Raw genomic sequence first — 13,635 nt, 5'->3', positions numbered from 1 at the left:
AAAATTAGGCTTAAGAATGTCAATGTCATCTATTCCAGTAAAGGAGTTTTTTACGATAGCCCGAGTCTTCGGTGCTTTCTACGATTTGTATTCTCCCGAGAGAGGGAGGGTACGCGCGGTCTTACGGGGTCGTTTGAGAACCATCTCCGCATCGGAACGGCATCCGTTTGTGGTGGGAGATCTGGTCCAAGCCATGGAATCGGGAGGAGAATGGGCCATCGAGGAAAGGCTTCCCCGTAGGAATGAAATTCTACGCAAAAGCAAGGAGGGCGACGCCCAGGTTCTCTGCTCTAATGTGGACCAGGTAGCCGTGCTTGCTTCTCTCAAGGAACCGGAAACCAAGGACGGATTTTTGGATCGTTGTTTGGCTGCCGTCTATACCGCCGAGGTATCTCCTCTGATCGTATTTACGAAGTCGGATTTGGTGGACCAAGAAACGATACTTAGTCGGACAAAAACCTACACCGATCTAGGCTACGACGTATTAGTGGTTTCCTGCCGAACCGGCCAAGGTCTAAAAGAGCTGATTTCGAAGTTTTCTTCCAAAACGACATACCTCGTAGGAAATTCAGGCGTCGGAAAATCTAGTCTTGTAAACGTCTTATCCGATAAGGAGATGCAGAAGACCTCCCAGGTAAGTCTCTCCACAAGCAAGGGAAAGCATACCACTACCAATTCGAATTTTCTGATGCTGGATCATAATATTGTGTTAATTGATTCCCCCGGAATTAAGGAATGGGGTATATTGCATCTTTCTCGGGGAAAAATAATGGAAAGTTTTCCCGAGCTCGGAAAGTTTAAAGAGTTATGCGACGTTTCCGATTGTTGCGATGCCGGCCCCGGTTGCAGTATGGCATCGGCTTTGAGTCGGCAATCCGTTTTGTCGCTAGAGAGGAAGAAGAGCCTGGAATCTATGCTTGCCAGCTTGGAAAATCCGTTTAGAATCACTCGCAGGGACCATTTAAAGAATGAAAGTAAACCCTAAGTCGATAGAATTCAATTCCATCGAAGACGTACTCGCGTTTGTGCGGGACTATAATGCGGGAAATATGCTGCGCTTTTTGAATCCGATCGAGGACAATAGCGGCAATATTCTGGTTAAGGAGGAGGTCCAGGTCAAAGAATCCGCCTTGGCTAGGCTTAAGGAAATTAAGGGACAATATACGCCCGAGTTCAAAATCAAACTCACTAAGGAACTGACCGGTCAGATCCAGGATAAACTCACCGAAAAGATCGTATACCAGCTCAAGCAGACAGATAAGAAATTCTTAAAATATATGTATGAGGAAAATACCTTTAATTTTAAGGGAATTATCCGGAACTCTCTTTCGAATCGAAAACATCTTCTATCTTTGTTCAAGGTCTACGAAACCAACCCGAACTTTTTCAAGCATATCTGCGAACTAGGATTACTCGCTCTCGGAATCGTTATGATTCCCGACGCCCTTAAATACAAAATGCTTCGTCGCTATTCTTTTCTTGGCGGCATTTTTATGGATATCGCAAGAGTGACCGGAGATCATTGGAATCGTCCCTTTCCGGACGATACGGAAAAAACTAGAATCGCCAAGCAATGCGCCAATTTCATGCAGAAATTGGATCTTCCCGAATTCGTATGTTCCGCAGCTTCGAATCATGTGCCTTTGGGGCTCCAAGACAATACGGAAGTTACCGCCGGAGGAGGAAAAAAAGGAGAGGGGGAAAATCCGGACGAATCCTTTTTTGCCGACCTAATGGTGGATGATGGAGAAAGCGATGCGGGAAACCAGGAAGACGAGGATGACGCGGGCTTACCTGATAAATCCGAAGACGTTCTGAGGGAATTACTTACCGATTCGTTAAAGATCGCTCGCTATATCCATACCGTAAGTTCCTTTGCGCATGATAAAGAATACGTAATGGAAGAGTTAGTCTACTTCCTGGCCTATAATACCACTCGGGGATATTTTAACGAGGTCCTTGCCAATCCCCTAGTCAATCTATTCAAACAGTTCGAAGAGAATGTGAAGAGAATGAGAAAATTAGCCGAGGTGGAAATGCAATGCCTGCATCCTCCGGCCGCCTGGGCTTACCCGAAACCTAAAGCAAGTCAGGTTCTTTGTAAGAATAAGGTATGGGATTGCCCTAATATTGTGCAAGGTTGGGACATACACGTAATATCCTCCCAGGACGCGTTTGGTTGGGTAGGATCTAGTCTGAACGCTGATCATTATCCGAAATGCAGATTAGAGGAGGAATTGGATCTGCTCCCGGACATAGAGCCTAAAAAGGTCGAAAAGAAATAGAATCCGTTCTTCAAAACTAACCAATAAGTATTAGTTTTTATAAAAAATAGACCGGCTGCCAAACAGACATTTTTTGGAAATTTTTTTCCAAGAAAGCCCCAAATCCCTTGAGAAAAAAGGATAAACCGACGATTTGGTAAAAAAATCCTTGTTGGATTGTTATCTTTAGAGCATTCTTAAACTTTAAAAGCGGGGAAATCCTATGTTTCAACCCAAGAACATTCTTATTTTTGTAACTTCACTGGCTTTTGCTTTAGCGGCTTGTAGCCCTAAGACCAGTGGAGACCAAGTAAAAGCCGATGCAGTAGATGCGAAGGCTAAAATCGTATGGATCAACGGAGACGTTAGGATTCAGTCCGCAGAAGGCGAAAAGAAAGCCGAATTTGGACAATCCATCAATCCGGAAGATACCATTCTAACTGGCAAAAACGGATCCGTGGAGATCATGGTCGCTAATAGCGGTCTGGTCAAGATCTCTAAAGAAAGCGAGGTTTCCGTTGCCGCTCTCGTTAGCGAAGAAGGTGCCGACGTAAAAGTGAACCTGAATTACGGAAAGATCGTAACTTTGGTTCGTAAGGAGCAAAAGAACTCCAACTTCCGTGTAGTAACTCCTACCGCTTTAGCGGGGGTTCGCGGAACCACCTTCCTGACTTCCGTGGAAAATCCTTCGGGAGGCAAAACCACCTGTGCTGAGCAGCACTGCGATGTTAAATTTGCGGTATTGGAAGGCTCTGTGGCAGTTTCCAAAGTGGGAGACGATTCCGAAGAGATCGTTCTGGAGAAGAACAGAGAGCTGACTCTTAAAAAGAACCAAAGACTCACCGAGAAATTGATTCTTTCTTTGCGTCCGGAATCCGTGAAGGAATTGAAAGGACTGATCGTCCTCAAAAAGAACGATGTTTTAGAATATAATAATCTTGTAGATGAACTCAAATCTTCCAGCGAAGAGTTGAGAATCCTCAGCTCGGCCTCAACCGTGGAAGAAGCCCGCACTCAGTTGCAAAAACGCGAATTGGGTAAATCCAATGCGGACGAAGTGACTAAAGCGGCTAAAGAGGTGAATGAGACCAAGTATGTTCAGCAAGACGTCCAAAAGGAAAAATTGAAACTGAACGCTAAGGAAACGTTCTAACACCTTTCTTCTTTTTCCGCTTTTAGAATCGAGTCGATCGACCCCGTTATTCGACGGGGTCGTCGTATTTTATCCCCTTCTTGTCTCCCGTTGTTTTAAATTCCCTTCGGATAAACAAAAAAATGATCTCTTTGTCATATTCCGATTCCCGGGATATCGGAAAAGGTTTGCTAATTCAGGATAGAAGAAATTTTTTTACGGGATGGAGAACAAATCATTTCGTAATATTCTATTCTTCTCCCTGATAGCAATCATAGTCGGCGCTTGTTCTTCCGTTCAAAGATTGAACGAACCTGCACTTACCGTTCAGGAGCCGTATTTTAGGCCATTAGGGGAATCCGCAAACGTCTTTATCTTTCGCGAGTCCGATACGGATTACCGGGTCAGAAAAAGCGGACATGAACTTCCGGTAATCGCATTCGCTCCGATCTCCTATCCGAAATCCGTGGATCCTAAACTGGCATCGTATTTCGGCGAGGAGTTCGGTTTACTCTGGAAAGAAATCAAATACGTAGGCGTCAAGATTCCGGCGGAAGCTTGGTCGGGCAAAGAAACGCTTCTGGAAGAAGCAAAGAAGAAGGATGTGGATCTGTTGGTATTCGGAAAAGTTTCCGAATCCGATACGGGTTGGACTTTCCGCTTCCAACTCAAGGATCCGGTGGACGATTCCATTTTCGGTGAGTTCGAAGCTTCTTTCAAAAAACCGGTTTCCTCTGAGGAATCCGGGACATGGACTCAGGCAATCTTTTGGAAATCTTCGGATCGTATAATTTCTTTGGAATCCCGCCAAACTACCGTGCCTGTATGGGAAAGAAAACCGGATTTATCCGTCATTAAAGAAAGCGTGAATAAATCTCTGAGAGGATCTCTAAACATCAGCTCCTCTTCCGTGGACACCGAAGTTTTTTGGAAGGGTAAGTCTTTAGGCAACACACCCTTAACTAACGTTCCCGTCTTGGAGGGAATCCAAGAAATACAATTCGTATTAAAAGGAAAGAAACCGGTAACACGGACTCTACAGATTCGTGCCGGTAAAAAAAGTTCTCTCTTTCAGGAATGGGAAGAAGATAGAACCTTGGGATCCGCGAAAATCATCAGCGTTCCGGCGGGACTTTCCGTTTCCATCGACGGATACAAACAAGGAGAAACGCCTTTCTATCGGAGTAGCTTAACTCCGGGCGCTTACCAACTCGAATTAGTAAAAGAGGGAGTGGATAATAATTCCTTAGTATATTACGAAGGCGTGTTAGATGTAAAACCGGATCAAGTCGCCGAAATCGCTCTTCCGTATTCGGGAGCAGGGGTGTTATCCGATCCGGAATTTTGGAAGCCTTCGGGGGATTCCGGCTTCTCCGCTTTCGGTCCGAGAGGTCTGGAATTCGCTAAGAAGAAGAATCTTTCCAATGGCTGGAACGGAGCCTATTCTTTGCCTTTTGTTCCGGAAGAATTGGAACTGGAAGGATACTTCCTACTTCCCGTGGACCACAAGGAAGGAGCCGTCGCGTTTACTTTTCATTTTCCCGGTTTTGCTCTAGGATTGCAGGCTGGTAAGGAAAACGTTTCGGTTTTCCAATTTCCTTCCGACGGAAAGACGATCGCTACTTACAAGTACAAAGATATCGATAAGGATATAGGCAGGCCATTCTCCTTTAGGGCCAGTCCGAAAGAAAAGAAACTATTCCTCTACCTGGGAGGAGATCTGGTCTGGGAAGGAAATCTTCCGTCCGGGGGCACTTGGAGCGTATCCGTTTTGACTCGAGGAGAAGAATTTAAGGAGAAAACTCCTCTGAAAGATCTTAAGATTCTGTATAAAGGCTATAAGTGATGAACCGATTGCAGCGAAATACTTACGTTTTCTTTATTCTAGCCTTCGTTACGGTTGGCTGCGTTTCGAAAGACTTCCGAAAATCCAATTCGCAGGACGCGATTATGGAAACGGATCTGGTCGCTAGGCAAAAACTGAAACAAGTCTCCCGATTGATCAACGAAGGGAACTCCGCCTTTCAAAAAGGAAAATTCGATCTTTCTTTGGCAAAAGGTCGTGATGCGGTAGCGGTTTATCCTACTGCAGAAGGATACTATCTGATCGGATCCTCGGAATACCGTCTCGGAAAATCCGACGAGTCTCTCGCTTCCTTGAAAAAGGGAACAGAGCTGGATCCTGAAAACGAACAGATTCTTTTAACATTAGGAATTCTTTATACGGCTCAAGGAGCCAACAAGGAAGCGCTCGAAATCTATTCCAAATTGGAAAAGCTTCCTAAAGTGGACGGAGCCTCTTATACGTTTAAGAAGGCCGTTCTTCTGAAAACGATAGGAAAATACGACGAGGCTTATACCGCTTTAAAATCCATTCCCGAGGATAAATTCAAATTCAAGGCCCAGCTCTACATGCAGTTGGGAGACACCGCAGTTCAATTGAAAGCATACGAGGCTGCGGAATCCTATTTTGAAAAGGCTAGAAAAGCGGATCCGGAACTTGCATCCGCCAAGCAGTCCGCTTCCGCCACCAGGGTCGCTTCTTATCTGGAGAAAGGAAACACAGCCTTGAAGGCCAAGAATTACGGCGAGGCCATACAGAATTTCCAATCCGCAACTCAGTTGGATCCTAAGAATCCTTCTCCATTCGTGTTTTTGGGGAATGCTAAGATACTTTCCGGAGATACGGACGGGGCCGTGAAAGCCTTCGAAACATCCTTAAAGTTGAAAGCGGATTATTGGGAAGCCTACTCGGGACTCGCCGCCGCGTATAGCAAATCAGGAAACAATCCTAAAGCGATTTCCGTATTGGAGAAAGCGATCCCATTCTTTCCGAAGAACGCATCTATCTATAACCAGATCGGCTTGAACCAAAAGTCTTTAGGCGAGAATGCTAAAGCGATGGTATCCTTTACGAAAGCCAGAGAGCTGGATCCGACATATAAGGAACCGGTTCTGAACTTGGTGTATCTGCTGGCTTCCGAGAACCGATTCAAAACTGCGAAGAATGAATTAGATTCTTTGAAGCAAGACGACGAAACGAAAAAAGTAAGAGCCTTTCTCGAGTCCTCGGAATTGATAAACGAAGGGGACCAAAAATTAAGAAAAGGTGATACTAAATCCGCCAAAGTCGCCTTCGATAAGGCTAAGGCGAAAGATTCTGACGATCCAGGAGTGTATACAGCATTCGGCCGTCTCTATCAAATCACCGGAGAATCCAAACTTTCCGAGCAGAATTACCTGAAAGCTCTCAGCCTCCAAAAGGGAAATTTACCGGCTTTGCAAGGACTCATACGCCTGTATTCTTCCCAAAAGAACCAAGCAAAGGTAAACCAATACACCAAGGAATTGGAATCTATTACCGGAAACGATCCGATTTCCGGAATCGTTCTAGCAAGGACCTACGAAGACAAAAAAGAATTCGAGAAGGCTGAAAACATTTATAAAGGACTCATTAAGAAGTATCCTAATAACGAATCGGTTCCTTTCCGATTGGCTTTCTTGTATTACAAGATCGCTCTGGAAGAAAACGAAAAGGCCAATTACGATTCTGCCGCCTCCTGGTTGGCAAAGGCGGAGAAACTGACGAAGGACCTTCCGGAAATCGCGGAGGCAAAACAAACCATCGAGCAAAATAGAAAGTTCGCCGAAGTCATTCCTACGATCCAAAAGGCGAATCGTTTCTTCGATGCGAAATCTTACGAAAAGGCTCTACCTCTTTATCAATCCGCATACGATAAGACCAAGAAGTTAACCCTTTATATTAAAATAGCTGAATGTTATTTGGCGATGGGAATGGAGGAAAAAGGCATATCCTTATTGGAAAATGCTCCCGATAGCTCCAAGAATCTCGCTTCCCAGGAAGCTATCCAGGCTTTCCTACTTAGAAAAGGAGAAGTGGATAAGGCGGAGGCAGGATTCCAGAAAATTTTGGAAAAGAAACCCGATTCTTATTATAGCCACTACCAACTCGGAATCATCGGCCTTCAGAAAAAGAAATACGAACCTGCTATCGAATCCTTTAATCGCTCCTGGCTTTTGAATCCAGAATTCACCGCTTCCAGAATCGGCAAAGGAATCGCATTCTATAGCCAGGGCAAGACAAAAGAAGCAAGGGAAGAATTCGAAAGCGCTATGAAAGCGGATGCGGAGAATGAACTGGCTCCGTACAATATCGGAATCGTTTTGTTCAACGATAATCTACTCGATCAAGCGGTGGATATCTTCAAGGACATCATCAAGAAGAATCCGGACTTTCCGGATGCTCATTTCCAACTTTCCTATATCTATTTCAAAAAGGGTGATTTGGAGACCGCGGATTCGGAAATCGTGAAAGCGATCGAACTAGAGAGAAACGAAAAGTTCCTACACGCGAGAATCCGCATTCTCTCCGAGTTAAGGACCAAGAATCCCGGGAACGCCGAATACAAACGTTTGGTGATCGAACTCGGTCGCGAACTTGCCGAAAACTATCCGAATTCTCCATATTCCAGCCAAGCCGAGAAATTGGTATTATCCGATTCCGACACGCCTGTGATCTTGCAGCCATATCCGAATCGCGGGTCTCTTGTAGGTTTACCCGTAATCATCAACGATCTATTGTTGCTGAATTACGGAACTTCCGTAGAGGCTTTGGATAAGAATCGTTCGATTCGTCTCTGGAGAATCACGACCACTAAGCCATTTAAGAATATACTGGCCGATCGTAGGATCTACACCTTCACGGATAAAACTCTGGAAGTGAGAGATCAGAATTCTGGAACGCTCATCAATTCGGTGGCTTTGACCGGATCGTTCAAGAAGTCTCAGGTATCCGGAGATAGAGTGCTAGTCGAAACGGAAAATGCGGGAAAGAGAATTCTAACCAGTTACTCCGATACTTTCGAAGAAAATAAATCCGTTCCTTTGGACGCGAAAGCATGGTCCGCTTCTAAGAAGGGTCAATTGTATCTTATAGTTTCATCCGCTAAAGAAGATAAGATTTTTCTAACGGATGCCAAACTGAGTAAGGATCCGGAATCGGTTTGGACCGGATCTAAAGATCTGAGATTATTAGGTGCAACGGAAGACGGAAGCTTCTTCCGTACGGATAAAGCGGTGGTTTACGTATCGGGCAAGGGTAAAAGCACTCAATCGGAATTGAAACACAAGGATTCTTCTCTGTTTAGCGTTCGAGGAAACTCCGTTTGGTTCGCGTCCGACGAAAAGGTTTCGAGAATAGACGCCGGCTCCTCTTCTATCAAAGAACTGAAGATTGCCGATAAAACCGTGGAAGGAATTCTACCCGGCAAGAAGGGCGATTTTATCGTATTATATAAGGATAATACAGCCGTTCGCTATGATGAGAAGGGAGAAGCCGCCTGGACCTATAAATTGGCTCGGGATTCCGATAGCGTTTATTCCCTGCTTTACCACTGATCTTTAGTAAAATCTAAAGCCGAATCCGATCTAAATAATAAATGCGGGAGTTTTCCTCCCGCTTCGTTTGCTCAAAGTAGGAAATTGGAAAGTCCTTTCTTTCCAACGAAAATTCCGTCGATTCCGGTCTGAAGCGGGAGTCTTTTCGAAAAAATCCTATGGCCTTTCTTCCGTACGGACCGTAATCCGTAGCGAAACGAAATCTTCCGCCAGGCTTCAAAAGAATATGCAATGTATCCAAAAACCTAGGGCTTAAAGTTCTGTGCTTATGATGTCGCTTCTTAGGCCAGGGATCCGGAAAATTCAGTAAAATCTCATCGAAGATGCCTTCTTCGAAAATTTCCTCGAGAAACCAGTTGAAATTCACCGATAAGAGTCTAACGTTATTGAGCTTTTCCTTGGTGAGATCCCGGATCGTTTGTCGGATTCGGTCCGCTTTCTTTTCCATGAGTATGAAACCGGTATCCGGAAAGCACTTAGCTAACTCTACTGCGACTTCTCCCCATCCTGAACCTAGTTCTAGATAATATGTCCCGAATTCCTTAGGAAATAGATCCCTTTTTTTTAATTTACTTTCGGACTGAATTTTTAGGAAATAATCCGATACAAAAGGTATACGGGTCGCGATCTTCCATTGTTTTTGTCGAAAGTCCGGTTCTGTCATATGCGTTTGTCTGAAAATACCAAATCTCCAAGTTGTTTAATTTAATACAGTGAAAATAAAATTATACGGGGTGAGAGGCTCTCTTCCTACCCCGCTTTCGGGAAAAGAATACAAAGAAAAACTAGAGAAGATCCTGGAATCCGCCCACAGGGAATTCCAAATTAAGAACGGAACCTTTTCCGTGACCGAATTCATCAAGGATCTCGAGCCGAATCTATTACGACCGGTCGGCGGAAATACCACATGCGTATATGTTGAGTCCAAAAAAGGGGATCGGCTGGTAATCGATTGCGGTTCCGGAATGAGGGAACTCGGAAACGATCTACTTAAGGAAGGGATCGCGAAAGGCGGTAAGATCCGAATCTTAGTGACTCATACCCATTGGGATCATATCCAAGGTTGGCCTTTCTTTAAGCCGGGTTATATTCCCACCGTAGAGGTGGATTTCTATTCCACCATATCCAATCTGAAGGAGAGATTTGATAGGCAGCAGAATCCGGAGAATTTCCCGATCACACTGGACGAGATGCTGTCCAAAAAACAGTTCATCTTCCTCAAAAGAAACCAAACGGTTCAAATCGGCGATTTTAAGGTAACACCTTTCCAGCAAAAACATCCGGGTAACTGTACCGGCTACCATATCGAAGAAGACGGTAGAAGCTTTCTATTCTGCACGGATGTGGAAGTTCGAGACGAGGATCTGGAGGATTTCGCTCAATTGCGCAAAGAGATCGGAAAACCGGATATGCTGATCATAGACGCGCAATATAGTTCCGAAGAGGCGGATAAAAAGATCGGATGGGGACATACATCCGGAAAACTCGCCATAAAATGCGGGGAAGTTCTGGGTGTGCAAAAGTTGGTTCTAACTCATCACGAACCGGATCATCCGGACGAAGAAATCTTACGAATGTTCAATCAAGAGAAAGAATCATCCCACATTCATGAGATCGTTCTGGCGAGAGAGTCGGACACCTTCTTACTTGAGTAGGGATTTTGTTCTTAGTAACGGATTTCTTATATAATTCGGAAATCTCCTTTTAAAAAATCCTCGTTCATAGTATCCTTTTCCGGCTATGCAAAGACTAGAGATCGGGGCAGAACCTTCCTCCAAGGGAGGTCCCGGTTTGTTTGCGGACAAGAGATATTATGTTAGATTCCGCAAAGACAATCGGGTAAAACTTTTCGAAGCGGGAGAATGGGCCGAAGGCATTTTGTTGGATATATCCATGATGGGTGCTTCGGTTCTTTCGGAGAAAGAATGGAATGCGGGAGGGCGATTAACGCTTATGTCGCCTATGTTTACTTGTGAGATACAAGGAGATATTATTCGAAAAACTAAAATGGACGAAGGCTTTAGATACGCTGTAGTCTTTCACGATCTATGTGATGCGGCCGTCCTTGAAATACTGAATAAGATAGCATACTGCAGCTAACGCTTTTTTTTAAATGGTTTAGAAATTTTTTCTAAACCTCTAAACTAAGAGGCTCCGGGACCGACATTTATAATAGGATGAACCTGGGAGTTATACAATCTTCCTTACCGGAAAGGCCGAAGGACACTTCGGTTCAGTACATAGGCCATGGGCAGTTGGAAAGCTCGCCTCAGTCTACGTCTGTACTCCATGTCATCTCCCATGAGTTGGGCCATGTAGCCGAATTTAGAAACGAAGCTATTCGAGATCGTGCCGAAATACGTTCTATGGAAGTTTCCATCCATTATGAAATGAGAGATGGAAAGTTAGTCGCAGTTGCCGGAGAAACTAGGGCCACTACCGTAAAAAAATCGGAGGAAGAATCCCCTAAACATTCGGAAACTTCCTCTTCTTCTCATTCTAAACCGGAAAACAAAGATAAAAGTTCCGAAGCGAAGGCTGCCGGCCGTTCCGAGTTGATTTCCGATAAAGAATGGGAACTTATGTCCGAGCTAAGGGAAATCGATCAGGAGCTCGATCGTCTGGATACCAACGAATTATCCTCTTCTGATCCGGAGAATAAATCCGAAGACGAAGCACACAAACATATGAAACTCGTGGAACGTAAGAGAAAATTGGAACTCGCATTGAGCCAAGAAAAACTCAAAGCGCTTCTAGACGAGACCCTGCAAACCATTCAGGAGTTGAATGAAAAACAGATCCAATTTGCGGGAAAGGTATATAACGGAGAAGCCTTAGAGGCCTCCGGAAATTTTTTGGAATCCTTCGCTTAAAGGATCAGGCTTGCTCGTGGATTTCTTCGGGAAGAGGATCTTCCGCAGGAGCCGGGACTACGATCGATTTCATCAAAGTCTCGATAATCTTTCTTAATTCCGGCAAACCTTTTCCGTACTTAGGAGACACTAGGACGATCTCCAACATCGGATACAGACCTTGGATGTTTTTCATCTTTTTGCGGAGTTTGGAAAGTTCGGATTGATTCAATTTATCGATCTTAGTTCTGATTAGAACCGGTTTAGTTCCTTTCTCGAAACAGGTTCCTATCAGTTCCAACTCCTCCTCAGGCAGATCGCGCTGAGCGTCGGAAAGTAGAAAAAGACATTTCAAGTCTTTGGCGGAATTTAGATAGTTCATGAGTAGATCCATCATCTGCTCATGGTCCTTGTGAGAATTAGCCGAATATCCGAAGCCAGGAGTATCGACCAGGAAGAGGGATTTGGAAACCAGAAAGAAATTGAGGAGCTTGGTTTTTCCGGGAGTTGCGGAAACCTTTGCCAAAGATTTCCTTTCTACGATTGCGTTTAATAGTCTAGATTTTCCGGAATTGGAGCGTCCTGCAAACGCGATATGAGGAACACCCTTGACCGGCACTTTGGCCGCGTCCGCGTAAGACGAATAGAATTTTACATCCCGAAAGAATGGATCCGGCTTTAATTCTTGGATCTCTTCCATAAACCTCTCACTTTAAGGGTCCGGATTAAAATCATCCGATCGGATATCGTCCAAACGAGAGTCCCACATCCGAAGACAAACCAAAACAGTTTTCGCTCCCCGTTTTAGAATGGGTAGCATTTTTCTTACCGGAATCGGAATCTCTTTCTCCCTTAAGATTTCGGAAACGTCTTTATGAATTCCTCCCAGAAGAATGGTTTCATTTTCCGAGTCCCGAGCTGGAACGCAATTTGCAGGAATTTTCTTGGTTTTGCCGTTCCATTTTAGAAATAATTTTTCCTCTTCAAATTGGAAATCCTGAAAGTAAAGAGCTGTCTTGGGAAGAATGTACAAATCAGAGGAGACACTTTTCCAAAACCAAGCCTCTCGATTTTCCAAGGAGAAAGAAGTATTCGCGTCGATCTTAGCCAGTAAGTCGGAAAGGAATACCGACTTAAGAGGATGAAGTCCAAGACTTTTAAGGTGCAGGTCCAGAATGTTTTTACAGACTGAAATTTGTTCCTTCTCCAGGATCTGTCTAGATACGCATCGAATCTCGCTTTCTTGCCTTGCCTGGTTCTTAAGGGCAGGTCTAGGAATTTCTAGGTCGTGAAAATTTCTGAAGATCTTGTCGGGATCAGCACCTTCTCTCAATAGGATCGGGAGAATCTCGGAACGAATCCGGTTTCTAAGATACTTAGTAGATTCGTTGGACTCGTCTTCAAAGACGGGCCAGCCCCCGATGTTCATGGCGGATTTCCTATCCCTATCGGAAAAAAGTACGAGAGGACGGAGACGATTGTTTTCGAAAACGCCGAGAGTTCGAAGAGAATTCCAACCTCCTCCTCGGATGAGTTGTAAAAGCACCGTCTCAAGATAATCTTCCGTATGGTGGCCGGTTACGATATAACCTTCGAGCCTTTTGGCGATTCTTTCCAGATCCTTATAGCGTAGTTTTCTTCCGGCTTCTTCTAGGCTTAGGCCGGTTTTATTGCAGAAGAGTGGGACGTTTTTTTTTTAAAGAAAAGCTCTAAGTTTAAACTTTCTGCATATTCTAGGATCGAGGTTTCCTGCTCCGAGTTGTTCCGAATGGAGTGATCCAGATGATATAAGATCGGGGATTTGGAAATCAGCGCCTTTTGCTTTAACCAGAGGTAAAATTGTAAAACGAGAGCGGAATCCTTTCCGCCGGAAAAAGCGATGATCGCCTTTTTTCCCATCATCAAAGCGTGGTAAAAAGTTAAGGAATCCCAGGCTCTTTGAAAAATATTCTCTAATTCTTGTTTCATT

12 protein-coding genes are annotated in these 13,635 nt (G+C 44.5%); 8 read left to right on the top strand and 4 right to left on the bottom strand.

The genetic code is table 11. The features are described 5' to 3' along the window. Positions 1 to 16 precede the first annotated feature (16 nt). From rsgA to LEP1GSC061_RS14890, 5 genes are all read left to right on the top strand, one after another. A complete protein-coding gene (rsgA, locus tag LEP1GSC061_RS14910) occupies positions 17 to 985 on the top strand; it encodes a ribosome small subunit-dependent GTPase A (protein ID WP_040508928.1) in 969 nt (322 codons plus the stop codon). Then, positions 969 to 2,285, top strand: coding sequence for a hypothetical protein (locus LEP1GSC061_RS14905; RefSeq protein WP_016546452.1), 1,317 nt, complete (start codon positions 969 to 971; stop codon positions 2,283 to 2,285). The genes rsgA and LEP1GSC061_RS14905 overlap by 17 nt, the downstream gene beginning before the upstream one ends. 202 nt (positions 2,286 to 2,487) lie before the next feature. Then, positions 2,488 to 3,417 carry a FecR family protein gene (locus LEP1GSC061_RS14900; protein WP_016546332.1) on the top strand — a complete coding sequence of 310 codons (930 nt, stop codon included), beginning with the start codon at positions 2,488 to 2,490 and terminating at the stop codon, positions 3,415 to 3,417. A 202-nt stretch (positions 3,418 to 3,619) separates the two neighbouring features. After that, entirely contained in the window at positions 3,620 to 5,242 is a 1,623-nt protein-coding gene (locus LEP1GSC061_RS14895) for an LIC10124 family lipoprotein (protein ID WP_016546090.1), read from the top strand. Beyond that, positions 5,242 to 8,814 carry a tetratricopeptide repeat protein gene (locus tag LEP1GSC061_RS14890; RefSeq protein WP_016546493.1) on the top strand — a complete coding sequence of 1,191 codons (3,573 nt, stop codon included), beginning with the start codon at positions 5,242 to 5,244 and terminating at the stop codon, positions 8,812 to 8,814. Before LEP1GSC061_RS14895 ends, LEP1GSC061_RS14890 begins: the two co-directional genes overlap by 1 nt. A gap of 13 nt (positions 8,815 to 8,827) precedes the next feature. Here the strand turns inward: LEP1GSC061_RS14890 and trmB are convergent, their stop codons facing one another. Continuing rightward, on the bottom strand, positions 8,828 to 9,478 hold the full coding sequence (trmB, locus tag LEP1GSC061_RS14885; RefSeq protein ID WP_016546801.1) for a tRNA (guanine(46)-N(7))-methyltransferase TrmB: 651 nt from the start codon (positions 9,476 to 9,478) through the stop codon (positions 8,828 to 8,830). A 49-nt stretch (positions 9,479 to 9,527) separates the two neighbouring features. Between trmB and LEP1GSC061_RS14880 the strand changes: the two genes are divergently transcribed. From LEP1GSC061_RS14880 to LEP1GSC061_RS14870, 3 genes are all read left to right on the top strand, one after another. After that, positions 9,528 to 10,469 (top strand): MBL fold metallo-hydrolase, encoded by a 942-nt coding sequence (locus LEP1GSC061_RS14880; protein WP_016546673.1) that lies wholly within the window; start codon positions 9,528 to 9,530, stop codon positions 10,467 to 10,469. An 85-nt stretch (positions 10,470 to 10,554) separates the two neighbouring features. Further along, entirely contained in the window at positions 10,555 to 10,914 is a 360-nt protein-coding gene (locus LEP1GSC061_RS14875) for a PilZ domain-containing protein (protein ID WP_040508925.1), read from the top strand. Positions 10,915 to 10,991: 77 nt separating this feature from the next. Then, a complete protein-coding gene (locus LEP1GSC061_RS14870) occupies positions 10,992 to 11,687 on the top strand; it encodes a hypothetical protein (RefSeq protein ID WP_040508922.1) in 696 nt (231 codons plus the stop codon). Positions 11,688 to 11,691: 4 nt separating this feature from the next. Here LEP1GSC061_RS14870 and yihA read toward each other — a convergent pair whose 3' ends face one another. From yihA to LEP1GSC061_RS22020, 3 genes are read right to left on the bottom strand one after another with little or no spacing between them, the layout of a single operon-like run. Continuing rightward, positions 11,692 to 12,366, bottom strand: coding sequence for a ribosome biogenesis GTP-binding protein YihA/YsxC (gene yihA, locus LEP1GSC061_RS14865; RefSeq protein WP_016546086.1), 675 nt, complete (start codon positions 12,364 to 12,366; stop codon positions 11,692 to 11,694). Between the two features lie 12 nt (positions 12,367 to 12,378). Further along, positions 12,379 to 13,284 carry a PP-loop family protein gene (locus tag LEP1GSC061_RS14860; protein WP_332248709.1) on the bottom strand — a complete coding sequence of 302 codons (906 nt, stop codon included), beginning with the start codon at positions 13,282 to 13,284 and terminating at the stop codon, positions 12,379 to 12,381. A gap of 38 nt (positions 13,285 to 13,322) precedes the next feature. Then, the gene (locus LEP1GSC061_RS22020; protein WP_016546714.1) at positions 13,323 to 13,634 is read right to left on the bottom strand and encodes a PP-loop family protein; all 312 of its coding nucleotides are present in this window, start codon (positions 13,632 to 13,634) and stop codon (positions 13,323 to 13,325) included. Position 13,635 lies beyond the last annotated feature (1 nt).

The sequence above is a fragment of the Leptospira wolffii serovar Khorat str. Khorat-H2 genome (genome assembly GCF_000306115.2).
GTDB lineage: Bacteria > Spirochaetota > Leptospiria > Leptospirales > Leptospiraceae > Leptospira_B > Leptospira_B wolffii.
Note: the sequence above shows the minus strand (reverse complement) of the source record. Positions and strands in the feature narration are given on the sequence as shown.

Coding starts and splice junctions, on each gene's coding strand:
- yihA (WP_016546086.1), bottom strand. CDS start 12,366: ATGGAAGAGATCCAAGAATTAAAGCCGGATCCATTCTTTCGGGATGTA.
- trmB (WP_016546801.1), bottom strand. CDS start 9,478: ATGACAGAACCGGACTTTCGACAAAAACAATGGAAGATCGCGACCCGT.
- LEP1GSC061_RS14905 (WP_016546452.1), top strand. CDS start 969: ATGAAAGTAAACCCTAAGTCGATAGAATTCAATTCCATCGAAGACGTA.
- LEP1GSC061_RS14895 (WP_016546090.1), top strand. CDS start 3,620: ATGGAGAACAAATCATTTCGTAATATTCTATTCTTCTCCCTGATAGCA.
- LEP1GSC061_RS14875 (WP_040508925.1), top strand. CDS start 10,555: ATGCAAAGACTAGAGATCGGGGCAGAACCTTCCTCCAAGGGAGGTCCC.
- LEP1GSC061_RS14900 (WP_016546332.1), top strand. CDS start 2,488: ATGTTTCAACCCAAGAACATTCTTATTTTTGTAACTTCACTGGCTTTT.
- LEP1GSC061_RS22020 (WP_016546714.1), bottom strand. CDS start 13,634: ATGAAACAAGAATTAGAGAATATTTTTCAAAGAGCCTGGGATTCCTTA.
- LEP1GSC061_RS14890 (WP_016546493.1), top strand. CDS start 5,242: ATGAACCGATTGCAGCGAAATACTTACGTTTTCTTTATTCTAGCCTTC.
- rsgA (WP_040508928.1), top strand. CDS start 17: ATGTCAATGTCATCTATTCCAGTAAAGGAGTTTTTTACGATAGCCCGA.
- LEP1GSC061_RS14870 (WP_040508922.1), top strand. CDS start 10,992: ATGAACCTGGGAGTTATACAATCTTCCTTACCGGAAAGGCCGAAGGAC.